Genomic DNA, 25,086 nt, shown 5'->3' on the forward strand with positions numbered 1-25,086 from the left:
CATGAACCAAGCCCAAGCCCCCGCCACCCCCCTGCAGCGCTGGATACCCGAGCGCGCCCATGCCTGGCACCAGGCCCAGCCCTGGGCGTTGGGCGCCAACTTCGTGCCGGCCACGGCCATCAACCAGCTGGCCATGTGGCAGGCCGAGAGCTTTGACCTGGCGCGCATCGACCTCGAGCTGGGCTGGGCCGCCGGCCTGGGCATGAACACGATGCGGGTGTTTCTGCACGATCTGCTGTGGGCCCAGGACCCGGCGGGCTTCAAGCAGCGCATCGACCAGTTCCTGGACATTGCCGACCGGCACCGCATCCGCACGATGTTCGTGCTGTTCGACTCGTGCTGGGACCCCGAGCCGCGCCTGGGGCCGCAGCGCGAGCCGATTCCGGGCGTGCACAACTCGGGCTGGGTGCAAAGCCCGTCGGCGGCCCAGCTCGCCGACGAGGCGCAATGGCCGGCACTGCGGGCCTATGTGGAGGATGTGGTGGCGGCCTTTGCGCACGACGCGCGCATCAGCCACTGGGACCTGTGGAACGAGCCCGACAACCAGGGCGGCGGCATGGGCTACTACCAGCCGCGCGAGGCCCCCGACAAGATCGCCCGCGTGGCCCGGCTGCTGCCCCAGGTGTTCGAGTGGGCGCGTGGGCAGCAGCCCACCCAGCCGCTGACCAGCGGGCTCTGGCTGGGTGACGACTGGAGCCCGGCCTCCAGCAGCCTGAACGCCGTGCAGCAGGTGCAGCTGGCGCAGTCGGACATCGTCAGCTTTCACGACTACAGCTGGCCCGAGCGCTTCGAGGCCCGCATCGCCCAGCTGCAGGCCCACGGCCGGCCGCTGATCTGCACCGAGTACATGGCGCGCAGCCTGGGCTCGACCTTCGACACCGCCTTGCCGATCGCCCGGCGCGAGAACGTGGGCATGCTCAACTGGGGCTTTGTGGATGGCAAGAGCCAGACGCGCATGCCCTGGGATTCGTGGCTCAAGCCCTATACGCTGCAGGCGCCGATCGTCTGGTTCCACGATGTGCTGCACCAGGACGGCCGGCCCTACCGCGAGCGCGAGGCCGAGCTGCTGCGGCAGTACGGCGCGCAGGCCGGGCACGGGCAGTGAGCGCCGGCATCGAGTTCCAGGGCGTGGCCAAGCGCTACGGCGCGGTGGAGGTGATCGCCGATTTCTCGCTGCGCATCGAGGCCGGAGAGTTCGTCGTGCTGCTGGGCCCCTCGGGCTGCGGCAAGAGCACGCTGCTGCGCATGCTGGCCGGGCTGGAGGGCTGCTCGGCCGGGCGCATCGTGCTGGGCGGGCGCGATGTCACGGCACTGCCGCCGGGCCAGCGCGGCGTGGCCATGGTGTTTCAGCAGTACGCGCTGTACCCGCACATGAGCGTGGCCGACAACATGGGCTTCGGTCTGCGCAACATCGGCCTGCCGGCCGCGCAGATTGCCCGCCGCGTGGCCGATGCGGCGCGCATGCTCGAGCTCGAGCCGCTGCTGCAGCGCCGGCCGGCTCAGCTGTCGGGCGGGCAGCGCCAGCGGGTGGCCATCGGGCGGGCCGTGGTCAAGGAGCCGCAGGCCTTCCTGTTTGACGAGCCGCTGTCCAACCTGGACGCCAAGCTGCGCAACCGCACGCGCATCGAGATCGCACGCCTGCACAAGCGCCTTGGCGCGACCATGGTCTTCGTCACCCACGACCAGGTGGAGGCCATGACCCTGGCCGACCGCGTGGTGGTGCTCGATGGCGGCCGCATCGCCCAGGTGGCGCCGCCGATGGCGATCTACGAGCGGCCGGCCAACCGCTTTGTGGCCGGCTTCGTCGGCAGCCCGTCGATGAACTTCCTGCCGGCCGAGCGCCGCCCCGATGCGCAGGGCCGCGTGGCGCTGGCGCTGCCCGGTGGCACGGTGGCCACCACCCAGGTGCCGGCCGCGGCGCTGGCCGGCGGCGCGGCCAGCGGGCTGTCGCTGGGCGTGCGGCCGGAGGGCCTGCGCCTGGCCGCCCGGGGCCCGCTGGCCGGCCGGGTGGAGCTGGTGGAGCGCCTGGGCGAGCGCAGCCTGGTGCATGTGGGCTTGGGGCCAGCGGGCGCCGGGCCTGCGGGCCCGGGGTCATCGGGCCCGGCCGAGGCCTGCGTGGTGGTGGCCGACCTGGCCGGCCAGCCGGTGCCGGCGCTGGGCGACGTGGTGCAGCTGGCGCTCGACCTGGACCGGGCGCATGTGTTCGACGCGGCCGGCCACGCCCACCATGCGGAGGCCGCGTGAGTCCGCCGGCCCGCGCCGGCCTGCTGGCGCCAACGCCGCTGGCCGGGCCGGCCTGGGTGGGCTGGGCCTTCGTGCTGCCCTTCCTGGCCGGCTACGTGCTGCTGCTGGGGGTGCCGGTGCTGCAGGGGCTGTGGTTGTCGCTGCAGGCGCAAGACCTGTTGTCGGGCCGCGGCCAGTTTGTGGGCCTGGCCAACTTTGCCGATCTGCTGGGCGACGAGGTGTTCCTGCGCGCGGCTGTCAACACCGTGCTGTTTGCCGGCCTGTGCACGCCGCTGATGGTGGGGCTGGGTCTGGCGCTGGCCCTGGTGCTCAACCGGCCGGGCCGCCTGGGCGCCTGGCTGCGCGGCATCTTCTTTGCCTCCAGCGTGCTGTCGGTGACGGTGGTCACGCTGATCTGGCGCCTGGTGCTGCTGCCCGAGCGCGGCCTGCTGGGCCAGACCCTGATGGCCCTCGGCCTGCCCGACCCGGCGCCGCTGGGCAGCGAGAGCCTGGCCCTGCCCTGCATCGCGCTGGTCACGCTGTGGTGGGGCGTGGGGCTGCCGATGATGCTGCTGCTGGCGGCACTGCAGCAGGTGCCGCGCGAGCTGTACGAAGCCGCCGCGCTCGACAACGCGGGCCGCTGGGCGAGCTTTCGCCACATCACGCTGCCGGCGCTGCGGCGCACGCTGGTGCTGGTGGCCATCGTGCAGGTGCTGGGCCAGCTGCAGGTGTTTGGCCAGGTGCAGCTGCTCACGCAGGGCGGGCCCAACCACAGCACGCGCACGCTGGTGATGTTTGTCTACGAGGCCTTGTTCGACCAGTGGGCCCTGGGCTATTCGGCGGCCGCCGCGCAACTGCTGTTCGTGCTGCTGGTGCTGGGTGTGGCGGTGCAGCGCTGGGCCGAGCGGCCTCACGGGGAGGGCGCATGAGCCGCCAGCAACGTGGCCCTCAAGCCGAATGGCGCCAGGCGCAGCCTGACGCGGCCCCGGTGAACGCGCCGCTGCGCGGTGGCCTGACCGATCGCCTGCTGCTGGCCCTGGCCGTGCTGCTGGCCGTGGCCTGGACGCTGCCGCTGGCCTGGGTGCTGGCGCTGTCGTTCAAGTCGAACGCCGACCTGATGGAACGCAGCGATGCACTGCTGTCCTCGCCCTTCACCCTGGCCAACTATGCCGACATCGTGGCCCATCCGGCGGTGTTCCAGTGGGTGCTCAACAGCGCCGTGGTGGCCGTGGTGCAGACGGTGCTGGTGCTGCTGCTGTCGTCGCTGGCCGGCTACGGTTTTGCGCGCTGCGAGTTTCCGGGGCGGCGCTGGCTGTTTGCGCTGGTGCTGGCCGGCCTGGCCGTGCCCGAGCCCGCGGTGGTGATCCCGCTGCACCGCCTGTTTGCGCAGCTGGACCTGCACAACACCTATGCCGGCCTGGTGCTGCCGCGCCTGGCCGCGCCCTTTGGCGTGTTCATGATGGTGCAGTTCTTCAAGGCCATCCCGCGCGAGCTGGAAGAGGCGGCGCTGCTGGACAACGCCAGCCGCTGGACCGTCTTCTGGCGCGTGATCCTGCCGCTCACGCTGCCGGCCCAGGCCACGCTGGGCATCTTCAGCTTCCTGGCGTGCTGGAACGACTACCTGTGGCCGCTGATCTCGGCCACCCGACCCGAGATGTACACGCTGACCCTGGGCCTGGCCTCCACGCAGAGCAACTTTGCCCAGTCCGAGGGGCTGGGCTTCCTGATGGCGCAGGCGGTGTTCGCGGCGCTGCCGATGCTGGTGCTGTATGCCTTCTTCCAGCGCCACATCGTGGCCGCGGTGGCCGGCGGCGGCGCCGTGCGGGAGGCGGCGCGATGAGCCGGCGCGCAAGCCCGGGGCGCCTGGCGGCCGGCCTGCTGGCGGCGCTGGCAATGGCCGCTCTGGCTTCGCCGGCCACGGCCGCGCCGCCGGTCACGCTGAGCTCGGCGCGCTTTTTCGGCAGCTGCGAGGCGCAGTTCGCCGGCCAGCTCGATCCGGCCCAGGCCAGCAGCGAATGCGGCGTGATCACCGTGCTGACGCAGCGCTTCAATGCCCGCCATGCCGGGCGCATCCAGGTGCAGACCCAGGTGGTCGAGCACAGCGCCTACTACCAGCAGCTGGGCGCGCGCATCGTCGGGCGCGACCTGCCCACGGTGGCCATCCTGCACAGCTCGGTGCTGGGCGACTTTGTGCGCCGCGACCTGCTGCAGCCGCTGGACGAGGGCTTTGCCCGCCACGGCATCGACGTGGCCGGCTTCACCCCGCATGCGCGCCGCGGCGTCACCGTGGCCGGGCAGGTGTATGCGCTGCCGTTCGACACCCATGCCATGGTCTGGCATGTCAACACCGGGCTGATGCGCCAGGCCGGCCTGCTGGACGCGCAGGGCCATGCCCGGCTGCCGGCCGATCCGGCCCAGCTGCTGGCCCAGGCGCGGCAGTTCAAGGCGGCCACCGGCAAGCCCTATTTCGTGTGGCTGACGCTCAACGACCCGGCCTTCTTTGCCCGCACGCTGCTGGGCCTGGTGCAGCAGCAGGGCGGGGCGCTGTTCAGCGAGCCGGCGCCGGGCATGGCCCCGGCCATCGACCTGGGCTCGCCCGCCGTGCGCTCGGCGGTGGCGCTGATGCGCACCCTCTACGCCGAGGGCCTGGCCACGCGCCACATGGACTACAGCGCGGCGCTGCAGGCCTTCATGGCCGGTGCCGGCGGCGTGATGCCCAACGGCACCTGGCTGCTGGGGGAGCTGAGCGCCCGCGCGGCGCGGCCCGGCAATGCGCTGAGCCAGGCCTACGAGGCGCGGCCCGAGCCCACGCTGCACGGCCAGGCCGCCACCTGGGCCGACAGCCATGTGTGGGTGATGCTGCGCAATCCGCGGCAGACGCTGGCCGAGCGCGACGCGGCGCTGCAGTGGCTGCGCTTTCTGCACGACGAGAGCCTGAGCTGGGCGCGCACCGGGCAGCTGCCGGCGCGCCAGTCGGCGATCGACAGTGCCGGCTTCGCGCAGCTGCCCATGCGCGCGGCGCTGGGCCCGGTGGCCCAGGCCGGCGTGGGCCTGCCGGCCAGCGTGGCTCGTCAGTCGAGGGTGATCGGGCTGCTGGGCGAGGCGGTGGCGGCGGTGGTGGTGTCGGGGCAGCCGCTGGAGGCCACGCTGGCCAAGGGCCAGCAGCGCATCAACCGGCTGCAACAGCGCGAGCTGCGCTTTCTGGCGCCTTGAGCGTCAGCCCGGGCTGGTTGCGATCACGCCAACGCCGCCCGGGTGTGTCATTTAAAACAAAAAAACTTGTTGTTAATGGTTTGTCCCATTGAGGGAGACAGGGCGGGTGCCCAAGATGGCACCCGGAGGGCGCTGCGGATCAGGGCCGCGGCACGTTAAAACTAACAAACTTAGTTGTTTATAACTGGCTGAAACCGGTGGCATTCACCGGTGGCGGCCTCAGGAGGCATCCATGAAGCGTTTCACACTCACCCCCGTGGCCATGGCCAGCCTGCTGCTCGGCAGCGCGGCCATGCAGCAGGCCATGGCCCAGCCGGCGCCGGCCGCCGCAGCCGGCGCCGCCAAGCCCGAGGCGGTGCTCATCGTCGGCCAGCGCGCCAGCCGCAACGAGGCGGTGCGTGCCAAGCGCGACGCCGACCAGGTGATCGAGTCGATCGTCTCGGACGACGTGGGCAAGTTCCCCGACAACACCGTGGCCGAAGCCCTGCAGCGCGTGCCCGGCGTGCAGACGGTGGTGGGCTTCAACAACGAGATCGTCAATCCGCTGATCCGCGGCATTGGCGGCATCGTGACCACGGTCGATGGCCGCGAGATGTTCACCGGGGTCGGCCGCGGCTTCTCGTTCCAGGACCTGCCGGCCGAGGTGATTGCGCGGGCCAACGTCTACAAGTCGGCCGGTGCCAACCTGATCGAGGGCGGCGTGGCCGGGGCCATCGACCTGCGCCTGCGCAAGCCGCTCGAGTTTGCGCAGGGCACCACCTTCGTGCTCAACGGCCGCGCCAGCCAGGGCGATCTGGTCGACAAGCCCGGCACCAAGCTGGGCCTGCTGGCCTCGCACCGTGGCCGCCTGGCCGGCGGCGAGTTCGGCGCCTTGCTCGACCTGTCCTATGCCGACCACAGCTTCAACCGCCCGATCTCGTTCAACTGCGATCCGCGCTCGGGCAGCAACGGGCCGGCGGGTGCGGCCGGCATCGTGCTGCCCACCTGCGTGGGCGGCCTCACCGACAGCGGCGACTACCAGCGCCCGCAGGTCAGTGCCGCGCTGCAGTGGAAGCCCGACGCCCACAACGAGTTCTATGTCGACGCGCTGTACGCCGGCTACCGCAGCAAGTTCGGCACCTACTTCATCTTCTCGGACGTGTTTGCCGCCAGCAGCATCAGCAATGCGCGCGCCGGCACCGACTGCTTTGATGCGCGCGTGGATGGCGCGGGCTTTCTGGGCGGCCCGACGGCCAGCCTGCAGCGCCTGTGCAATGGCATCTCGGCCACCTTCAACAACGTGCCGGGCCTGACCAGCACCCAGGCCAAGACCCAGGCCACCGACCAGAGTCTGCTGGCGCTCGGCTGGCGCTACAGCGCGGGCAACCTGGCGCTGAACCTGGACCTTTCGCGCATGGATTCGCGCAACCGCAACCGCAACATCATTGTCGACATCGGCAAGACCGTGGCGGCGGTGGATGTGCGGGTGGATGCCGGTGGCTACGGCACCACCAGCATGCCGGGCAATCCGCTGGGCGACGCCACCGACTTCCGCTTCGCCAACTCGCTCTACCAGGACATCAACCGCGCCACCAGCACGCTCGACGCGCTGGCGCTCAACGGCAGCTACGACCTGGGCGGCGCACTCAGCTCGGTCGACTTCGGCCTGCGCATGGCCGACCGCAGCTCGGCCTTCCGGTCGTTCACCGGCGGCCCCGGCTCGCCGGGCGGCAACCGGGTCACCCAGGTGAGCTCGGCCACCCAGCTGCCGGGTGACTTTCTCGTGCGCTCGCCCTACTGCATCCCGCAGATCAACGGCTGCAACGCCTGGATGACGCCGAACGCCGACTACCTGCGCAACAACACCGACGCGCTGCGCCAGCTGTACGGCGCCGCCGCCGGCGACCCCGCGTTCAACCCGCTGAGCAACTTCGACGCCACCGAGCGCACCTATGCGCTGTATGTGCAGCCGCGCTTCGAGACCCAGGTGGCCGGCATGCGGCTGGACGGCGTGTTCGGCGGCCGCTTCGTGCGCTCGGACCGCGATCTCTCGGGCACCGGCCAGATCAACGGCGCGCTCACGCCGCTGAAGGCCTCGACCAGCACCAGCAAGTTCCTGCCGAACGCCAGCGCCAAGCTGGCGCTGATGCCCAACCTGCTGCTGCGCGCCAGCGCCGGCGTCACGATGTCGCGCCCGGCCCTGGGCGACCTGAACCCGGCGCTGACCTACTCGGTGCCCAGCAATGCCAACATCCGCCCCAACGGCAGTGGCGGCAATGCCGAGCTGAAGGACCCCAGCTCCACCGCCTACGACCTCTCGCTCGAGCGCTACTTCGGCCGCGGCAACTACCTGCAGGCCGCCGTCTACCACCGGGTGCTCAAGAACCGCGTGGCGCGCTCGTCGGCACCCGAGGTGATCGGCGGCATCGAGTACGACATCAACCGCCCGCGCAACCTGGGCCAGGCCACGCTGCAGGGCCTGGAGCTGAGCGGCCAGTATTTCCTCGACTTCCTGCCCGGCGCGATGGGCGGCCTGGGCCTGTTCGGCAACTACACGCTGGCCGACAGCCGGGTGGACACCGCCAGCGACGCGCTCTACGGCAAGCCGCTGCTGGGCGTGTCCAAGCACAGCTTCAACCTGGGCCTGATGTACGAGATGTTCGGCTTCACCAGCCGGCTCACCTACACCTGGCGCGACAAGTTCAACGAGGGCCCGTTCACCTGCCTGCTGGCCTCGCAGGCCGAGGACGGCCGCAGCGTGGCCAGCTGCGGCTCGGGCAACGCGCCCACCTACAACCGGGTCAAGGCCTATGGCCGCGTCGACTTCTCGCTGGGCTACAAGATCAGCGAGTCGCTCAACGTCGCCTTCAATGCCAACAACCTGACCGGCGCCAAGTACTACAGCTACTTCCAGAACGAGAGCTTCCCGCACGACATCCGCTCGGACGACAAGTTCTACGGCGTGAGCTTCAACGCCAAGTTCTGAGTTGCAGGGGCGGGCGGCCGGCACCGGCCGCCCCTTTTTGCTGGGTCAGGGCGGGCCGGGGGCTCAGTCAACCGGCAGGGTGCCGCGGGCAAACCAGGTGCGGCAGGGGCGGCGCGGGTCGCTGGTGTCGAAATCGCTGGCCATCATCAGCACGCTGCGGCCGTCCAGGCTGGGCAGCAGGGCCGACGAATAGTGCTGGCACCAGTTGGCATCGGTGGCCATCTGGCGTGCGGCCAGCGGCGCGGCAAAGGCCTTCCACGGGCCGCTGCCGTCGGCCGTGCTGCTCAGCAGCAGCGTGGCGCCCGAGGCCGCGGCGTCATGGCGGCCATCGCTGTGGTGAACAAACTGCGCGCTCAGCAGCAGGCGGTCGCGCACCGGCACCCAGGCCAGGGTGGGTGCGGCGCGCAGGTAGCGGCCATCGTCGGTGCGCACCAGCTGGCCTTCGGCCTGGGTGGGCGACCAGTCCAGGCCGTCCACCGAGGTCTTCAGGTACACCTTGCAGTCATTGCCGGGCAGGCTGGCCACGAACATGCCGCAGACCTCGTAGCCCATGGCATAGCGGCGGCTGCCGGCGCCGGGGCCCAGGCGCTGCACCACGGCCATGCCCGGGCGCGCGTTGTGCGGCTGCGTGGTGAACAGCGGCTGCGGCTCGCTCCAGGTGAGGCCGTCGCGGCTGCGCACCAGCATCAGGTTCTGGTCGGGCGTGGGCTGGGTCTCGTCGGAGTAAAAGCACAGCAGGCTGCCGTCGGGCGCCAGCGCGAATTCGGGCTCCCACACGCCGCCCAGGCTGCCGCGCGGGCCGCGGCCCAGGCCGCAGCGCGACAGCAGGCTCCAGCTGCGCCCGGCGTCCAGGCTCTTGTAGACCGGCAGCTGCATCGGCTGGTCGGCGGTTTCCTGGCCCACCGATGCCGACCACAGCAGCGTGCCGGCCGGCAGCGCGCCCACCGCCTGCGGCAGCTCGAAGATCGAGCCGCAGCACAGGCCCGGCGCCCAGCCGTCATCGCGCACCGCCCCGATCTTGCGGAAGCTGCGGCCGTCGTCGTCGCTGGCAAACACGCTGGCCTCGCCGCGGCCGTCCGGAAACGAGGTCACGCTGGCCAGGATGCGGCCATTGGCGGCGGCATCGGCCTGGTGCGACAGGCGCAGCAGCCGCGGGTAGAACGCCGCGGCCTCGGTGAGCAGGGTGCCGCTGCGGCTGGCGTCGCTGGCAGGCGTGGAGGGGGCCGGCGCGGCGGCCTGGGCGGCCGAGCCACCGCCGCCGCAACCGGCCAGCGCCAGCGCCAGGCCCAGCACGCCGCAGGCCACCGGGTGACGCCGCCGGGCCGCGCCATGCGGGCCCGGCGGTGGCGCGGCGGTCGGGCGCTCAGTGGCTGGGCGCTCCGTGGATGGGCTGATGGGCGGTGTCGGGCCTGGCATGTGTCTCCCCCGGGTGGGTTGGTTCTGGGTGGCAAATTATCGCGAACAAGATTGTTAGTAAGCGATATGGTTAAAACACCTAGCGACACCGCAAGGCGCGGCTGCGCACAATGCCGGCACGGCCTTCACAGGCCGTCATGGGTGGCCGCCGGGCTGCCAGCGGCCCGCCGGCGGCAGGCCAGGCGATGGCTGGGCTCCGTGGCTTGAATCATTTATCACCATTCAAATTGCGATGAAAAGCTGGATCACGCTTGTCAAACGCGGGGCCCGCCGCGCCGGGGTGCAGCGCAGGCTGGCGCGTGCGTTGCTGACCCTGGGCCTGGTGGCGCCCTGCGCCGCGGCGGCTGACCCGACGGTGGCGCCCGCGGCCCCGGGCAGCGCCGGCGCCCACTACCTGTTTGCCCACATGACCAGCGAGCGCTACGGCGTGCTGCACTACGCGATCAGCCAGGACGGCCTGCACTGGCAGCGGCTCAACGGCGGCCAGCCGGTGTCGCCGGACTACCGCGGCCACCCGTCCATCGTGCAGGGCCATGACGGCCGCTACTACCTGGTGGGCAACCGCAGCGACGACGACCCCGAGATCCGCTTCTGGGTCTCGGACGACCTGGTTCGCTGGTCGCCGCTGGGCAGCCACCGGCCCGATCTGGCCAGCACGCCGGGCTATCCGCACCCGATGCAGCGCATTGGCGCGCCCAAGCTCTACTACGACGCGCCCTCGCGCCGCTACCTGCTGACATGGCACACACCCAACGTGCCCGGCACACCCGACGACCCCGAGCGCTACTGGGCCAGCCAGCACACGCTGTACCTGCTGTCGCCCGACCTGCAGCAGTTCGAGGGCCCGCCGCGGCGGCTGTTTGCCTGGCCCATGGCCACCATCGACGTGTTCATGGTCGCCAACCCGGAAGGTGGCTACTGCGCGGTGCTGAAGGACGAGCGCTTTCCGTCCTACCTGTGGACCACCGGCAAGACCATCCGCATGAGCTGCGCCCCGGCGCTGCTGGGCCCCTACCCCGAACCCGGCCCGCCGCTGAGCCCGGCCTTCCGCGAGGCGCCCACGCTGATCCGCGCGCCCAACGGCCTGGACTGGCTGCTCTACTACGAGCAGTACGCCGGCACCAGCTACGGCCTGTCGATGGCGCCGCGCCTGCAGGGGCCCTGGATCGAGGCCTGGGGCAACTCCGGCGTGGCCGAGTGGAACCGCTTCGAGATGCCGCCCGGCCTGCGCCACGGCTTCATGATGGCCATCACCCGCCCGCAGTACGAGGCCCTGCGCCAGGCCTACCCGGTGCGCTGAGTGCGGCGCCTGGCCGCCGGCCGGGCCACCTGGGTGGCCAGCGGGCGAGGTGGCCGGAAATGGTAGAGTCCGCCGCTTTTCGCGGCCCGGACTCCGGGCCTGGTTCCACCGTTTTTTCGGCATGGCGTCCGCACCGCCGCGCAACCGTTTCGCCCGCTCGACGCTGACCCGCCTGCTCTCGGACCTGGCCCAGGTCGATCTGCCCGAACCGCCGCTCACCGTGGCGGAGCGGCTGGGCCCCTGGCTGGAATGGACGGATGCCATCGCACTGTCCACCGCGCTGCAGGCGCCGGCGTCGGCGGTGCAGGCGTCGGCCGGGCTGGCGGCCAGGGCCGCGCGGGCCGCGGCCGACGAGCTGGCGCGGGTGCGCAGCACGCTGTCGCGGGCCATCACCAGCGACGAGGTGCTGGCGGCGCAGCCGGCCGTTGTGGCCGGGGCCGTGGCCGGAGCCGGGGCGGTCGAGCCCTTGACGGATTTCACGCCTTTGCGGCTGCGTTGTCAGCAGCACCAGCGCGCGATGACCGCCGCCCTGGGCCCGTTGCGCCAGCGCGTGCGCGCGGCGCTGGGCGTGGCTTCGCCGCCGCTGGCGCGGCTGGCGGCGCTGGACGCGGTGCTGGACGACGCCCTGGCCCAGCGCGAGCGCCACGCCCTGGGCCGCGTGCCGGCGCTGCTGGAGCGCCATGCCGAGCGACTGGGCCAGCCGGGCCAGGCGCAGTTGGACTGGGTGAGCGCCACGGCCGGCGCGGCGCCCGATGTGGCCAGCCTGGGGGCCACGGTGCAGAGGGTCTTGCTGGCTGAGCTGGACATCCGGCTCAAGCCGATCGAGGGAATGATGGAAGCATTGAAACAGGCCAACGCCGGCGCGGCCACCGCGGCCACCGCGGCGGATTCGCCGGTGGCGCCCACCCCGGCGGCCCCGGGAGACCGGCCATGACGCGCCGCCAGTGGACCCGCGCCGCGCTGGGCGCCTACGCCGTGGGCGGCCTGGCCGTGGCCTGGGTGGCCGCGGGCTATGTACCGTCCAACCCGCTGGCGCTGGTGATGACGCTGCTGATCGGCGCCACCTATGCCGTCGGCGGGCTCGAGCTGCGGCGCTTTCACCAGGCCAGCCTGGGCCTGGGCGATGCGCTGGCCGAGCTGTCCACCGGCGCGGCACCGGCGGATGCCGGCGCCCTGGACGCCTGGCTGGCCCGTCTGCCCGCCGGCCTGGCGCCGGCCGTGCGCCTGCGCATTGCCGGCGAGCGCGTGGGCCTGCCCGGCCCCGGGCTCACGCCCTATCTGGTGGGCCTGCTGGTGCTGCTGGGCATGCTGGGCACCTTTGTGGGCATGGTGGTCACGCTCAAGGGCGCCGTGTCGGCGCTGGAGGCCACCACCGATCTGGCGGCCATCCGCGCCGCGCTCACCGCGCCGGTGCGCGGCCTGGGCGTGGCCTTCGGCACCTCGGTGGCCGGCGTGGCTGCCTCGGCCATGCTGGGCCTGGTGTCGGCGCTGTGCCGGCGCGAGCGCGTGGCCGTGGCCCAGGCGCTGGATGCCGCCCTGGCCGGGGCGCTGCGGCCCTTCGGCCCGGCCCACCAGCGCGAGCGGGCGCTGCACCAGCGCGAGCGGGCGCTGCAGCAGCGCGAGCAGGCGCTGCGCCTGCAGCAGCAGCAGGCCCAGGCACTGCCCGACGTGGCTGCGCAGCTGCAGGCCCTGATCACCCAGTTCGGCCAGCAAAGCCAGGGCCTGATGAGCCAGCTGGCACAGCAGAACCAGGCCCTCACCAGCCAGGTGGCCCAGCACAGCGAGAGCGTGGCCAGCCAGCTGGCCCGCCACAGCCAGACGGTGGCCACCGAGCTGGCCGGCCTGGGCCGCCAGGTGCTGGCGCAGGTCACGGCCCAAAGCCAGGCCGCCGGCAGCCAGCTGGCCGAGCAGAGCCGGCTGCTGGCCAGCGCGGTGGCCGAGCAGGGCCGCACCGTGGCCACCGAGGTCGCCGAGCAAAGCCGCGGCGTGGCCGCCGAGGTGGCGCAACTCAGCCGTGGCCTCAGCGCCGACATGGCGCAGCTCAGCCGCGGCCTGTCCACCGAGGTGGCGCAGCTCAGCCGCGACGCCAGCGCCGAGCTGGTGACGCAAAGCCGCGAAGCCATGGCCGAGCTGGCGCGCCAGGGCCAGGCCGTGACCGAGGCCATGGCCCTGCACAGCCGCGACACCATGGCCCAGGTGGCGCAGCACAGCGCCAGCAGCGCCAGCGGCCTGGCCCAGCAACTGCACACGCTGGGCGAGCAGCTCACGCAGCAGCACCAGGCGCTGGCCACGCAGCTGGGCGCGGGCCAGGCGCAGTTTCACCACGAAGCCGCCGCGGCCTATGGCGCGCTGGCGACCTCGGTCGACCAGTCGCTGCGCGCCAGCCTGGCCGAGAGCGCGCGCGCAGCCGGTGCCACGCTGCAGCCGGTGGTGCAGGCCACGATGGACGCCATCGGCCGCGACACCACGGCGCTGCACGAGCGCACCGCCGGCGCCTTGCAGGCGCAGCTGGAAGGCCTGTCGCAGCGCTTTGACGGCGCGGTGGGCCGGGTCACCGAAGGCTGGGGCGAGGCCCTGGCCGATCACCGCCAGCGCAATGCCGAGGCCGCTGACTCGCTGCGTCAGGCGCTCGATGGCGCCGCCGGCACGCTGGCCACGCAGGCGGGCGAGGTGCTGGCGCGGCTCGACGCCGCCCATGCCGGCTGGACCGATGCGCTGGCCGCGCAGGACGCCCAGCGCCAGGCCACGCTGACCCAGACGGTACAAGGCATCGCCACCGCGCTGCAGGCCGAGTGGCAGCAGGCCGGCGCCCAGGCCCAGGCCCAGCAGGCGCAGATCTGCGCCACGCTGGAGGCCACCGCGCAGCGCCTGCAGGCGCAGGCCGAGATCCAGTCGCGCGAGACCCTGGCCGAGATGGCCGCGGTGATGGCCACCGTGGCCGAGGCGCCGCGTGCGGCGGCCGAGGTGATCGGCCAGCTGCGCGAAAAGCTCAGCGACAGCATGGCGCGCGACAACGCGCTGCTCGAGGAGCGCAGCCGCATCCTCGACACCCTGGGCGGCCTGCTGGCCACCGTCAACGCCGCTGCCACCGAGCAGCGCAGCGCCATCGACGGCCTGGTGGCCTCGTCGGGCGCGATGCTGGCGCAGACCGCCGCGCAGTTTGGCGAGCAGGTGCAGGCCGAGTCCAACCGCCTGTCCGACAGTGCCGCGCAGATCGCCGGCAGTGCCGCCGATGTGGCCGGCCTGGGCGAGGCCTTTGGCGGCGCGGTGGCGCAGTTCGGCAGCTCCAGCCAGGTGCTCACCGCCCACCTCGAGCGCCTGGAGGCCGCCTTGACCCAGGCCACCGCGCGCAGCGACGAGCAGCTGGCCTACTACGTGGCCCAGGCGCGCGAGGTCATCGACCTGAGCCTGCTGTCGCAACGCCAGATCGTTGAAGACCTGCAGCGCCTGGCGCACCAGCCCTCGCTGTTTGCCGCCGAGCCCGGCTGATGGCTGCGCTGGACCCGCTCGACGCCGGCCTGGCCGAGGACGGCCTGGACGCCAGCACGCCGGTGTGGGCGGTGTTTGGCGACCTGATGGCCGGCCTGCTGGGCGCCTTTGTGCTGATGCTGGTGCTGGTGCTGGGCGCGCAGCTCGATCTGGCCAGCAGCCTGCAGGACGAGGTCAAGAAGCGCCAGGCTGCCGAGCAGCAGCGCCTGAGCCTTGAGCAGGCGCTGGCCGGGCCGCTGGCCACGGGCCGCGTGACCCTGGTCAACGGCCGCATCGGCATCAGCGGCAGCGTGCTGTTTGCGCAAAACTCCGACGAGCTGCAGCCCGAGGGCCGGCAGCTGCTGAAGTCGCTGGCGCCGCCGCTCACCGCCTACCTGAGCGCACGCGGCGAAATGCTGATGGTCAGCGGCTTCACCGACGACCGCCTGCTGCGCGCCCGCAACCGCGAGTACGTCGACAACCTGGAGCTCTCGGCCCAGCGCGCGCTGACCGTCACGCGCACGCTGATCGAGTTCAACATGCCGTCCGCGTACCTGTTTGCCGCCGCCTTCGGGCCCGAGCAACCGGTGGCCTCGAACGCCGATGCCGCCGGCCGCGCACGCAACCGGCGGGTGGAGATGGCACCGGTGCCGCGGGCGCCCACGATGGCCGCCTCGGCGCCTGGCGCCGCGGCCGCATCCGCAGCCGGCTCCGCGGCCGCGACCGCGACCGCGACCGCGACCGCACCGGCCGCCGCTGCGGCCCCTGACGCCGCGAGCGCCGCCCATGCCCCCGGTGCCGGCCCCGCCCGCTGAACGGCCGGCGTTGGGGCCACGGCCGGCGGCGGCCGCCGCACCCGTCGCACCGCCCGCCCCGCCGGCCGCCTCGGGCACGCCGCTGGGCGGCCTGCTGGCCCATGCCGCGCAGGCGCGTGCCGCCGCCGGCCTGCCGGGCACGCAGCAGACGCTGGCGCAGTTTCGCCAGCTGTGGGGCCAGCTCAGCACCGAGCGGCAGGTGCGCCAGTCGGCCGCCAGCGTGCCCGAGGGTGCCGGCCCGCTCAACTCGCAGCGCCTGGTGCTGCGCGCGCTGCAGAGCATGCAGCAGCTCTCGCCCGCCTACCTCAACCGCTACATGGCCTATGCCGAGACCCTGCTGTGGCTGGACGAGGCCGGCAGCGCGCTGATGCCGCCACCGCCGCCCCGGCCGGCCGCGCCGCCCGCGCCCCGGCCCGCCGCCAAAGCCGACAGCCCGGCCACAACCAGGCCCGAGCCCGGGGCCGACACGCCGCCCCGGCCGGCCGCCAAGCCGGCGCGCAAGCCGGTGCGCAAGGCGGCCCGCAAGCCGGCGCCCAAGAGCGCGCAGCTGGCCGCGTCAAAAAAGGGCTAGGCCGGGCCGCCGCCCAGGTGGTGCGCGGCGCGGTGCAGGTGGGCCAGAAAGTGCCGCACGCTGGGCTTGAGCGCGGTGTCGGTGCGCGCCAGCGCACCCAGCGTGAGCTTCAGCGGGCCTTCGGCCACCGGCACGATGTCCAGGTACTGCTGGGCCATCGGGTGCATGGCGATCTGGTAGGGCATCAGGCCCACGCAGTTGCCGCCGGCCAGCATCGACAGCAGGCCCAGCGTGCTGTTCACCAGCGCGGCGGCGGGCGGTGGCTCGAGGCCGTGGCGCTCGTAGTACAGCCGGGCATAGCCTGATTCGGGGCCGCTGCCGGTGTACACCCACGGCGCCTTGCCCAGCTCGGCCAGGCGCCTGGCCCGGCCCAGCGGGTTGCCCTTGCTCACCACCACCACCATCGAGATCGGCATCAGCGTCTCGACCGCAAACTCGCCCGCCGGCAGCTGCTCGGGCAGCGGGCCCAGCGCAATGTCGACCTCGCCCTTGCGCAGCCGCGTGAGCTGGGCGATGTAGAGCTCTTCCACCACGCGCAGCTGGATCTGCGGGAACTCGCGGCCGAAGGTGCGCACGGTCTCGGGGATCAGCAGCATCACCGCCAGCGGCACGGCGCCGATGGTCAGCGTGCCGGCCATGCGCCCGCCCAGCTGCTGGATCTGATCCACCGCCTGGGCCAGCTCGCGCTCGGCGGCCAGCGCACGCTCGTACAGCACCATGCCCTGGGCGGTGGCCAGCACGCCGGTGGTGCTGCGCAGCAGCAGCGTGGTGGCCAGCTCGCGCTCGAGCTCGCGGATCAGCTTGGTGAGCGCCGGCTGGGTGACGCCAAGCCGCCGCGCGGCCGAGCGCAGGCTGCCTTCCTCGATGGCGGCCACCAGGGCACGCAGGCTGGTGAGCTTCATCGCCAGATGATAACCATTCGTTATCGCCCCGGCGTTCGCGCCATCTTCTCGCCCGGCAGGGCCAAACCTACATTGCCGCCGGATTCGATCCCGTCAGCGGGACAGCGTACGAGGAGACAACATGAGTTCTGCTTCATCCCCGCCGGGCGATGCCCTGGGCCGCCTGTGCGATGCCAGCGCCGCCCTCGGCGCCCTGGTGCTGCTGGCCATTGCCGGCATGACCACCGTGAGCGTGATCGGCCGCGCCTTGTTTGCCCACCCGATCCTGGGCGATGTGGAGCTGGTGCAGCTGGGCGGCGCGGTGGTGGTGGCCTGCTTTCTGCCCTACACGCAGATGCGGCGCGCCAACATCATCGTCGACTTCTTCACCACCCGCGCCAGCGCGGCGGCCCAGCAGCGCATGGACCTGGCCGGCACCGCGCTGTACACGGTGGTGATGGCCCTGGTGCTGTGGCGCGTGGCGGTGGGCGGCATCGACATCCATGCGGCGCAGGAGCGCTCGATGCTGATGGACCTGCCGCTGTGGCTGCCCTATGCGCTGATGCTGCCGGGCCTGGCGCTGTGCGTGCTGATCGGCCTGGTGCAGTGCCAGCGCCTGCTGGGCCGGGGAGAGGCCGCATGAGCAGCTTCCAGATCGGTCTGCTGATGTTCGGCGCCATGCTGGTGCTGATGGCCGTGCGCGTGCCCATCGCCATCGCGATGTTCGTGCCCGGGGCCGTGGGCTATGTGGCGCTGTCGGGCTGGCTGCCGCTGCTGTCGCACCTGAAGGGCGCGGTGTATGGCCGCGTGTCGGTGTACGACCTGTCGGTGATTCCGCTGTTCATGCTGATGGGCGGGCTGGCGGTGCAGGGCGGCCTGGCCAAGGCGCTGTTCGACTTTGCCAATGCGCTGCTGGGGCGCTTTCGCGGCGGCATGGCCATGGCCGGCGTGCTGGCCTGCGCGGCCTTCGGCTCGATCTCGGGCAGCACCGTGGCCACCACCGCCACCATTGCGCAGGTGGCCTATCCGCAGATGCGGCGCATCGGCTACTCGGGCCGCCTGGCCACCGCGGCGCTGGCCACCGGCGGCACCATGGGCGTGCTGCTGCCGCCCTCGGTGACGCTGATGGTCTACGCCATCCTCACCGAGCAGAACATCACCAAGATGTTCCTGGCCGCCTATGTGCCGGCGCTGCTGGCGGCTGCCGGCTATCTGCTGGCCATCGCGGTGATGGTGCGCATCCATCCGCAGCATGCGCCCGCGGCGCAGGCCGCACCGGCCGGCGAGGTGCTGCAGGCCGGGCTGCGCGTGTGGCCCATCCTGGCCATCTTCGGCGTGGTGTTCGGCGGCATCTACGGCGGCCTGTTCACGGCCACCGAGGGCGCGGCCATCGGTGTGGTGCTCACGCTGCTGATCACGCTGGCCCGCGGCGAGATCAACCGCGCCAAGGCCGCCGAGGCGGTGCGCACCACGGCGCAGACCAGCGGCATGATCTTCCTGATCTTCATCGGCGCCGACATGATCAATGCCGCGCTGGCCCTCAGCCAGCTGCCGGCGCAACTGGCCCAGGTGGTCGGCCATCTGCAGCTCTCGCCGCTGCTGGTGATGGCCGGGGTGATGCTGTTCTACGTGCTGCTGGGCTGCGTGATGGACGAGATGAGCATGATCCTGCTCACCGTGCCCACGCTGTTCCCGGTGATCATGGGCATGGACTTCTTCGGTCTGAACCCGGCCGACAAGGCGCTGTGGTTCGGCATCCTGATCCTCACCGTGTGCGAGATCGGGATGATCTTTCCGCCGGTGGGCCTGAACGTCTACGTGATGAACGGCCTGGCCCGCGATGTGCCGATGGCCGAGACCTACCGCGGTGTGGTGCCCTTCCTGATCACCGACGCCGTGCGCCTGGCCCTGCTGATCCTGTTTCCGGCGCTGGCGCTCACGCTGGTCCATCGCCTGACCTGACCCCCCCCACACCCTCTCCCGAAGGACACGACATGAAGACCCGTTCGCTGGTGGCCGCGGCCACCCTGGCGCTGAGCGCGCTCGTCAGCCCCACGTTTGCCCAAGCCCAGGCCCAGGCCCAGGCCCAGGAGGTGACGCTGAAGCTGCACTTCTTCCTGCCCGCCAGCTCGTTTGCCAACACGCTGTTCATCACGCCCTGGTGCGACAAGATCGCCAAGGAGTCGGCCAACCGCCTGAAGTGCCAGATCTACCCCAGCATGCAGCTGGGCGGCACGCCGCCGCAGCTGTTCGAGCAGGTGCGCGACGGCGTGGCCGACGTGGTGTGGACGCTGCCGGGCTACACCGCGGGGCGCTTTCCCAGCCTCGAAGCCTTCGAGCTGCCGTTCATGATGCAAAGCCCCGAGGCCACCAGCAAGGCGCTGTGGGACTACGCCCAGCAGCACAGCCAGCAGGAATTCAAGGACGTCAAGCCGCTGGCCTTTCATGTGCATGGCGATGGCGTGTTCCACATGAGCAGCAAGCCGGTCAAGAGCCTGGCCGACCTGAAGGGCCTGAAGCTGCGCGCACCCACGCGCCTGACCAACAAGTTCATCGCCATGCTGGGTGCCACGCCGGTGAGCATGCCGGTGCCGCAGGTGGGCGACGCGCTGAGCAAGGGCGTGATCGACGGCGCCGTGGTGCCCTACGAGGTGGTGCCCTCGGTGAAGATCCAGGAGCTGGTGAAGTTCCACACCGAGACCGACCCCGCGCAGCCGGCCTTCTACACCAGCACCTTCGTGTTCGCGATGAACAAGGCGAAGTACGAGTCCCTGCCGCCCGAGCTGAAGAAGGTGATCGACGCCAACTCGGGCCAGGCGCTGTCGGGCCAGATCGGCCGCGCCTTCCTGCAGGCCGATGCCGAGGGCAAGAAGCTCACCGCGCGCAACACCACCAACGTGATCCCTGCGGCCGAGCTGGCGCCGTGGAAGGCCATGGGCGACAAGCTCTCGGCCGACTGGGTCAAGGAGATGGACGCCAAGGGCCTGAAGGGCACGCAGATGCTGCAGGACGCCAAGGCGCTGATCGCCCGGCACGCCGCAGGCAAGTGAGGCGCTGACATGGCCCGCATCATCGGAGGCATCGGCGCCTCGCATTCGCCCACCATCGGCTTTGCCAAGGACACCGGCAAGCACGACGACCCGGGCTGGAAGCCGATCTTCGACGGCTTCGATGCCATCCGCGGCTGGGTGCACGAGAAGCGCATCGACGTGATCTTCATGATCTACAACGATCACGTCACGTCCTTCTTCTTCGATCACTACTCGGCCTTTGCCCTGGGCATCGACGACCGCTACCTGGCGGCCGACGAAGGCGGCGGCCCGCGTGACGTGGCGCCGGCCATCGGCCACCTGGGCCTGGCCCAGCACATCGGCATGGCGATGGTGGCCGACGAGTTCGACCTGTCGTTCTTTCAGGGCAAGCCGGTGGACCACGGCCTGCTCTCGCCGCTGTCGATGCTGGGCGATGCCCGGGGGCCCTGGCCCGGCCGCATCGTGCCGCTGCAGGTGGGCGTGCTGCAGCTGCCGGTGCCGAGTGCCCGGCGCATGTGGAAGCTGGGCCAGACCCTGCGCCGCGCCATCGAGAGCTACCCCGAAGACCTGAACGTGGCCATCATGGCCACCGGCGGCCTGTCGCACCAGGTGCATGGCGAGCGCGCGGGCTTTCTCAACGAGGCCTGGGACGCCGAGTTTCTCGAGCTGCTCGAGCACAGCCCCGACACGCTGGCGAACATGCGCATCGCCGAGTACGCGGCCAAGGGCGGCATGGAGGGCGCCGAGGTCATCATGTGGCTGATCATGCGCGGCGCGCTGTCGCCCCAGGTGCGCCTGGTGCACAAGCAGACCTATGCGCCCTCGGTCACCAACATCGCGACGCTGGTGTTCGAGGATCTGGGCGGCGCGCCCGATGCGCAGGCCGTGGCCGACTACCGCCGGCACATCGGGCATGAGCTGGAAGGCGCGGGCGATCTCGCCGGCACCTACCCCTTCACCCATGCGCGCAGCCACGCCAACCTGCGCCTGAACGCCTTCTTGCACGACCTGGTGCTGCCGGCGCACCGCGAGCGCTTTGTCAACGACTTCGAGGCCCTGGCCAGCGAGCGCGGCCTCAGCGACGAAGAGAAGGCGCTGGTGCGCGAGCGCCGCTGGATCGAGATGGTGCGCCGCGGCGTGAGCTTCTTCGTGCTCGAGAAGATGGCCGCGGTGCTGGGCGTGCCCAACCCCGCGGTGTACGCGGCCTTCCGCGGCGAGACGCTGGCGCAGTTTCTGGCCACGCGCAAGCTGCCGCTCACCTACTCGGTGGCCGGCGGCGCCCAGGCCCAGGCCATCGCCTCGAACTGAGCGACCCCGGGCGCCCGCCGGCCGGCGCAACAACAACAACCCACCCATCGACAGGCCGACACAGGCCAAGGAGACAAGCCCATGAAGATTCCGTTTCAGTCCCGCACCCTGGCCCTGGCGGCTGCCGCACTGGCCGGCGGCAGCCTGATCGCCGGCTGCAATGCCGGCGCCGACAGCCCGGCCGCCGCCGCCACGCCGGCCACCACCCCCAGCACCACCGAGACGGCCGGCCCGGGCGTCTACGACAGCCAGCTGGTCTTCGACAAGACCCGGTACACCACGATCACCGTCACGCTCGACGGCGTGGCCACGCCGGTGCGCTGGTACCGCGAGCAGTGCTACGTGGGCAAGCCGATGGCCCTGGCGCCCAATCAGCGCGGCTCGGCAGTCGACAACCAGACCTGCGGCTACCAGAACCTGAACATCTTCGTGCGCGAGGTCGACGCCGCCCGGCATGACAACCCCATCCTGCTCAACGTCAACAACGCCGGCTGGTTTGCCAGCTACCAGGGCGGCCTGAACGGCTGGGACGGCGCGGCCGCCATCACCAGCACCAACTACCGCGGCGCCGACATCGTTGCCGGCCGCAGCTATGTCAGCACCAGCGACACCGACAAGATCGGCGCAGCGCTGGCCCGCGGCTTCGTCTACATCAACATGGCCTCGCGCAGCCGTGGCGCCACCGCGCCCGAAGGCAGCTACAGCGACGGCATCTACCAGGGCAAGGCGCCGGCGGCCATCGTCGACGCCAAGGCGGCCGTGCGCTACCTGCGCCTGAACGACGCCGTGATGCCGGGCAATGCCAGCCGCATCGTGGTCAACGGCACCAGCGGCGGTGGGGCCCAGGTCACCCAGCTGGGCGCCACCGGCGACCATGCCGACTACCTGCCCTACCTGAAGGCCATCGGCGCCGCCGGCGTGGATGCCAACGGCAAGAGCGCGATCAGCGACAGCGTCTATGCCGTGGTGGCCTATTGCCCGATCCAGGACATGGGCAGTGCCGACATCGCCTATGAGTGGATGTTCAACGTGCTCGACACCCGCACGGCGGTCTCGGCCGACCAGAAGGCCGGCCTGATCGTCGACGCCAGCGGCGCCGAGCTGGTGCGGGCCTCCAACCCCGACAGCGCAGGCAGCCTCGAGCTGATGAACAGGTTCGTGGCCTACCAGGCCGGCCTGGGCCTGAAAAACGACGACGGCACGGCACTCACCAGCGACAACATGCTGGCCGCGCTGCAGACCGAGTTCAAGAAGTCCGCCAGTGCCCACGTGCTGTCGGGCAGGTCGATCGTGGCCTACGGCGCCTACGGCAGCACGGCGGCCAATGGCGTGGCCGGCGGCAGCGGCACGCTGTACTACCAGAACGACTTCGTCAACGTTGACGCGGGCGGCACGGTGACCTACTTCAATCTGGGCAACTACCTGAAGTACGTGGCCAAGCAGGCGCGCCTGAAGGCCGTTCCAAGCTTCGACCAGGTGGGCCAGACGCCCGCCCTGGCCGCCACCTTGACGGCCGACACCACCAAGGCCGGAGCCGCAGTGTTTGGCAACTACAGCGGCGGCGAGTCGAACCTGTTCGGCACCGCGGCGCAGGTGTATGCCAACTTCACCGAGTACGGCTGGAACAACAACAACGGTGGCGACGCGATCAACGCCCGCCAAAGCGATGTCGGCCTGCTCAACACCGGCTACACCTGGGCCGCGAACCCGCAGCGCGACGCCCTGCTGAGCCAGTACAGGCTGATCAACGCGCTGGCCTACATCGGCAAGACCGACGGCATTGCCAGGCACTGGCGCATCCGCAACGGCGCGCGTGACCGCGACACCTCGTTCACCGTGGCCTACAACATCAGCCGCGCGCTGAAGGCCGATGCCAAGGTCAAGACCGCCGACTTCGCCCTCCACTGGGATCAGGGCCATGCCGGCAACTACGACGTGCTGAACGCGTTCAGCTGGATCGACGCGCGCCTGGCCGCCGGCGATTGAGGCCGCGGGCCCTCGCACCCATCAGCCCCCCGAACTTTCTCTTTTTTCCACCCTGCCTCAGGAGACAACGATGAAGAAGACGATGACGCCCCGCATGCTGGCCGCTGCGGCCATGCTGCTGTGCGCTGCGGGCGCCCAGGCGCAGAACGTGCAGATCTACGGCCTGATCGACCTGGCCGTGGAGCGCCTCACCGATGTGGGCGCAGCCGGCAGCTCGGTGACCCGCATGCCCGGCCTGACCGGCAGCGCGCCCTCGCGCCTGGGCTTTCGCGGCAGCGAGGATCTGGGCGGCGGCCTGAAGGCCTTGTTCACGCTGGAGGCCGGCCTGGGCGTGGACACCGGCACCTCCAACCAGGGAGGCCGCTTCTTCGGCCGCCAGAGCTTCGTGGGCCTGCAAGGCCCCTGGGGCACGGTGAGCCTGGGCCGCCAGTACAGCATGCTGTTCTGGTCGCAGCTGGATGCCGACCTGCTGGGCCCCAATGCCTACGGCTCGGGCTCGATGGACAGCTACCTGCCCAATGCGCGGGTCGACAACGCGCTGGCCTGGCGCGGCACCTTCGGGCCGCTGACGGCCGGTGCCACCTACAGCCCCGGCCGCGACGCCGTGAACGCCGGCCCCAGCCCGGCCGGCACCAACTGCGCCGGTGAAAGCGCCACCGACAGCCAGGCCTGCCGGCAATGGTCGGCCCTGCTCAAGTACGACGCGGGCCCCTGGGGCATGACGGCGGCGGTGGACCAGATCCGCGGCGGCACCGGCGCCTTTGCCGGCCTGACCAGCAGCACGCTGACCGACACGCGCAGCACCGTCACCGGCTGGTGGCGCGTGAACACCGATCTGAAGCTGGGTGCCGGCCTGATCTCGCGCAAGAACGAGGGCAGCGCCACCACCCCGCGCAGCGACCTGTGGTACCTGGGCGCCAGCTGGAAGCCCGCGCCGCTGTGGACCGTGGACGCCGAGGTCTTCAAGCTCGACGTCAAGAACAGCCCCAACGGCGCCACGCTGCTGGCCGTGCGCGGCAGCTACGCCTTGTCGAAGAACACCGCGCTGTACGCCACCGTCGGCCACATCGGCAACGACGGCGCCAGCGCGCTGGGCGTCAGCAACGCCGCCGCCGGCAACGCCCCGGCGGCCGGCCGCGGCCAGACCGGTGCGGCCACCGGCGTGCGCATGGCGTTCTAGCTAGAACAGCCGGGCCAGAAAGCCCAGGCTGCGTGACAGCGCCAGCACCGCGCTGGGCGCGTGGTGCGAGGCGCGGTCCCAGCAGTTGAAGCCGTGGTCGGCCTCGGGGTAGAGGTGGCACTCGGCGCCTTCGGGCGTGAGGGCCATCGCGGCCTCGATCGAGGCCACCGCGGTGGCCGGGATGTGGGCATCGCGCCCGGCATGGTGAAACTGCATCGGGCAGCGGATCTTGTGCGCCAGGTCGAGCTGGTCGGCAATGCCGCCGCCGTAATACGCCACCGCAGCGTCCACGCCGCACAGCGCCGCGGCGGCAAAGGCCAGCCGGCCGCCCATGCAATAGCCCAGCGCGGCCACCTTGGGGCCGCAGCTGGGCTGGGCGCGCAGCACGCCGAGGCTGGCGGCCATGTCGGCCACCACCTGCTCGCGCTGCACGCTGCGCATCAGGGCCATCGCGCGCTCGCGGTCGGCGCCGTCGTAGCGCAGCGCCACGCGCGGCTGCTGGCGCCAGAACAGATCGGGCGCCAGCACCGTGAAGCCGGCCAGCGCGTACTGCTGCGCCACCGCCTGGATGTGGGCATTGACGCCAAAGATCTCTTGCAGCAGCAACAGGCCCGGGCCGCTGCGGCCGCCCGGTGGGCGCACCAGGTAGGCATCGAAAGCGCCCTCGGCGCTGGCAACCGGAACCCATTCGGGCGAGAGCGAGGCGGTGGTCATGCAGTGGCGCGCCG

Annotated in this window: 19 protein-coding genes and 1 pseudogene; 17 read left to right on the plus strand and 3 right to left on the minus strand. The window is 71.5% G+C overall.

All coding sequences use genetic code 11. The features are described from left to right. Position 1 precedes the first annotated feature (1 nt). The 6 genes from N4G63_RS22720 (at position 2) to N4G63_RS22745 (ending at position 8,401) form a co-directional block, all read left to right on the plus strand. Complete coding sequence (locus N4G63_RS22720; protein ID WP_314600350.1) at positions 2 to 1,105, plus strand: glycoside hydrolase 5 family protein; 1,104 nt, start codon at positions 2 to 4, stop codon at positions 1,103 to 1,105. Further along, positions 1,102 to 2,244 (plus strand): ABC transporter ATP-binding protein, encoded by a 1,143-nt coding sequence (locus N4G63_RS22725; protein WP_314600351.1) that lies wholly within the window; start codon positions 1,102 to 1,104, stop codon positions 2,242 to 2,244. Before N4G63_RS22720 ends, N4G63_RS22725 begins: the two co-directional genes overlap by 4 nt. Next, entirely contained in the window at positions 2,241 to 3,152 is a 912-nt protein-coding gene (locus N4G63_RS22730) for a carbohydrate ABC transporter permease (protein WP_260789903.1), read from the plus strand. The genes N4G63_RS22725 and N4G63_RS22730 overlap by 4 nt, the downstream gene beginning before the upstream one ends. Next, entirely contained in the window at positions 3,149 to 4,063 is a 915-nt protein-coding gene (locus tag N4G63_RS22735) for a carbohydrate ABC transporter permease (RefSeq protein ID WP_260789904.1), read from the plus strand. Before N4G63_RS22730 ends, N4G63_RS22735 begins: the two co-directional genes overlap by 4 nt. Then, positions 4,060 to 5,436, plus strand: coding sequence for an extracellular solute-binding protein (locus N4G63_RS22740; RefSeq protein WP_260789905.1), 1,377 nt, complete (start codon positions 4,060 to 4,062; stop codon positions 5,434 to 5,436). The genes N4G63_RS22735 and N4G63_RS22740 overlap by 4 nt, the downstream gene beginning before the upstream one ends. A gap of 232 nt (positions 5,437 to 5,668) precedes the next feature. Further along, a complete protein-coding gene (locus N4G63_RS22745) occupies positions 5,669 to 8,401 on the plus strand; it encodes a TonB-dependent receptor (RefSeq protein ID WP_314600352.1) in 2,733 nt (910 codons plus the stop codon). 63 nt (positions 8,402 to 8,464) lie between these two features. On the opposite strand, the gene N4G63_RS22750 is transcribed toward N4G63_RS22745, so the two are convergent. After that, positions 8,465 to 9,706, minus strand: coding sequence for a sialidase family protein (locus tag N4G63_RS22750; RefSeq protein ID WP_260789908.1), 1,242 nt, complete (start codon positions 9,704 to 9,706; stop codon positions 8,465 to 8,467). Positions 9,707 to 10,049: 343 nt separating this feature from the next. Between N4G63_RS22750 and N4G63_RS22755 the strand changes: the two genes are divergently transcribed. The 5 genes and pseudogenes from N4G63_RS22755 (at position 10,050) to N4G63_RS22775 (ending at position 15,971) form a co-directional block, all read left to right on the plus strand. Further along, positions 10,050 to 11,117, plus strand: coding sequence for a glycoside hydrolase family protein (locus N4G63_RS22755; protein ID WP_314600353.1), 1,068 nt, complete (start codon positions 10,050 to 10,052; stop codon positions 11,115 to 11,117). Positions 11,118 to 11,238: 121 nt separating this feature from the next. After that, positions 11,239 to 12,051 carry a DUF3348 family protein gene (locus N4G63_RS22760; protein WP_260789910.1) on the plus strand — a complete coding sequence of 271 codons (813 nt, stop codon included), beginning with the start codon at positions 11,239 to 11,241 and terminating at the stop codon, positions 12,049 to 12,051. Continuing rightward, positions 12,048 to 14,606: a DUF802 domain-containing protein gene (locus tag N4G63_RS22765; protein ID WP_260789911.1), complete on the plus strand. Its 2,559-nt coding sequence runs from the start codon at positions 12,048 to 12,050 to the stop codon at positions 14,604 to 14,606. Before N4G63_RS22760 ends, N4G63_RS22765 begins: the two co-directional genes overlap by 4 nt. After that, positions 14,606 to 15,271: pseudogene (locus N4G63_RS22770) on the plus strand (OmpA family protein); the annotation flags it as partial. The gene N4G63_RS22765 and the pseudogene N4G63_RS22770, both read left to right, overlap by 1 nt. Before the next feature lie 100 nt (positions 15,272 to 15,371). Next, a complete protein-coding gene (locus tag N4G63_RS22775) occupies positions 15,372 to 15,971 on the plus strand; it encodes a DUF2894 domain-containing protein (RefSeq protein WP_260789913.1) in 600 nt (199 codons plus the stop codon). Here N4G63_RS22775 and N4G63_RS22780 read toward each other — a convergent pair. Then, a complete protein-coding gene (locus N4G63_RS22780) occupies positions 15,968 to 16,873 on the minus strand; it encodes a LysR family transcriptional regulator (RefSeq protein ID WP_260789914.1) in 906 nt (301 codons plus the stop codon). The two genes, N4G63_RS22775 and N4G63_RS22780, sit on opposite strands and share 4 nt — an antisense overlap. 121 nt (positions 16,874 to 16,994) lie before the next feature. On the opposite strand from N4G63_RS22780, the gene N4G63_RS22785 reads away from it, so the two are divergent. From N4G63_RS22785 to N4G63_RS22810, 6 genes are all read left to right on the plus strand, one after another. Further along, complete coding sequence (locus tag N4G63_RS22785; RefSeq protein WP_260789915.1) at positions 16,995 to 17,495, plus strand: TRAP transporter small permease; 501 nt, start codon at positions 16,995 to 16,997, stop codon at positions 17,493 to 17,495. Next, the gene (locus tag N4G63_RS22790) at positions 17,492 to 18,814 is read left to right on the plus strand and encodes a TRAP transporter large permease (RefSeq protein ID WP_314600354.1); all 1,323 of its coding nucleotides are present in this window, start codon (positions 17,492 to 17,494) and stop codon (positions 18,812 to 18,814) included. Before N4G63_RS22785 ends, N4G63_RS22790 begins: the two co-directional genes overlap by 4 nt. A gap of 32 nt (positions 18,815 to 18,846) precedes the next feature. Further along, positions 18,847 to 19,902, plus strand: coding sequence for a TRAP transporter substrate-binding protein (locus N4G63_RS22795; protein ID WP_260789917.1), 1,056 nt, complete (start codon positions 18,847 to 18,849; stop codon positions 19,900 to 19,902). A 9-nt stretch (positions 19,903 to 19,911) separates the two neighbouring features. Further along, positions 19,912 to 21,192, plus strand: coding sequence for a gallate dioxygenase (locus N4G63_RS22800; protein ID WP_314600355.1), 1,281 nt, complete (start codon positions 19,912 to 19,914; stop codon positions 21,190 to 21,192). Between the two features lie 81 nt (positions 21,193 to 21,273). After that, entirely contained in the window at positions 21,274 to 23,178 is a 1,905-nt protein-coding gene (locus N4G63_RS22805; protein WP_260789919.1) for a subtype B tannase, read from the plus strand. Positions 23,179 to 23,248: 70 nt separating this feature from the next. Continuing rightward, a complete protein-coding gene (locus N4G63_RS22810) occupies positions 23,249 to 24,358 on the plus strand; it encodes a porin (protein ID WP_260789920.1) in 1,110 nt (369 codons plus the stop codon). Here N4G63_RS22810 and N4G63_RS22815 read toward each other — a convergent pair whose 3' ends face one another. Then, positions 24,359 to 25,072: a dienelactone hydrolase family protein gene (locus N4G63_RS22815; RefSeq protein WP_314600356.1), complete on the minus strand. Its 714-nt coding sequence runs from the start codon at positions 25,070 to 25,072 to the stop codon at positions 24,359 to 24,361. Positions 25,073 to 25,086: the final 14 nt, after the last annotated feature.

It is taken from the genome of Aquabacterium sp. OR-4 (genome assembly GCF_025290835.2).
GTDB lineage: Bacteria > Pseudomonadota > Gammaproteobacteria > Burkholderiales > Burkholderiaceae_C > Pseudaquabacterium.

Coding starts and splice junctions, on each gene's coding strand:
- N4G63_RS22760 (WP_260789910.1), top strand. CDS start 11,239: ATGGCGTCCGCACCGCCGCGCAACCGTTTCGCCCGCTCGACGCTGACC.
- N4G63_RS22795 (WP_260789917.1), top strand. CDS start 18,847: ATGAAGACCCGTTCGCTGGTGGCCGCGGCCACCCTGGCGCTGAGCGCG.
- N4G63_RS22775 (WP_260789913.1), top strand. CDS start 15,372: ATGCCCCCGGTGCCGGCCCCGCCCGCTGAACGGCCGGCGTTGGGGCCA.
- N4G63_RS22785 (WP_260789915.1), top strand. CDS start 16,995: ATGAGTTCTGCTTCATCCCCGCCGGGCGATGCCCTGGGCCGCCTGTGC.
- N4G63_RS22740 (WP_260789905.1), top strand. CDS start 4,060: ATGAGCCGGCGCGCAAGCCCGGGGCGCCTGGCGGCCGGCCTGCTGGCG.
- N4G63_RS22805 (WP_260789919.1), top strand. CDS start 21,274: ATGAAGATTCCGTTTCAGTCCCGCACCCTGGCCCTGGCGGCTGCCGCA.
- N4G63_RS22800 (WP_314600355.1), top strand. CDS start 19,912: ATGGCCCGCATCATCGGAGGCATCGGCGCCTCGCATTCGCCCACCATC.
- N4G63_RS22755 (WP_314600353.1), top strand. CDS start 10,050: ATGAAAAGCTGGATCACGCTTGTCAAACGCGGGGCCCGCCGCGCCGGG.
- N4G63_RS22745 (WP_314600352.1), top strand. CDS start 5,669: ATGAAGCGTTTCACACTCACCCCCGTGGCCATGGCCAGCCTGCTGCTC.
- N4G63_RS22790 (WP_314600354.1), top strand. CDS start 17,492: ATGAGCAGCTTCCAGATCGGTCTGCTGATGTTCGGCGCCATGCTGGTG.
- N4G63_RS22810 (WP_260789920.1), top strand. CDS start 23,249: ATGAAGAAGACGATGACGCCCCGCATGCTGGCCGCTGCGGCCATGCTG.
- N4G63_RS22815 (WP_314600356.1), bottom strand. CDS start 25,072: ATGACCACCGCCTCGCTCTCGCCCGAATGGGTTCCGGTTGCCAGCGCC.
- N4G63_RS22735 (WP_260789904.1), top strand. CDS start 3,149: ATGAGCCGCCAGCAACGTGGCCCTCAAGCCGAATGGCGCCAGGCGCAG.
- N4G63_RS22780 (WP_260789914.1), bottom strand. CDS start 16,873: ATGAAGCTCACCAGCCTGCGTGCCCTGGTGGCCGCCATCGAGGAAGGC.
- N4G63_RS22720 (WP_314600350.1), top strand. CDS start 2: ATGAACCAAGCCCAAGCCCCCGCCACCCCCCTGCAGCGCTGGATACCC.
- N4G63_RS22765 (WP_260789911.1), top strand. CDS start 12,048: ATGACGCGCCGCCAGTGGACCCGCGCCGCGCTGGGCGCCTACGCCGTG.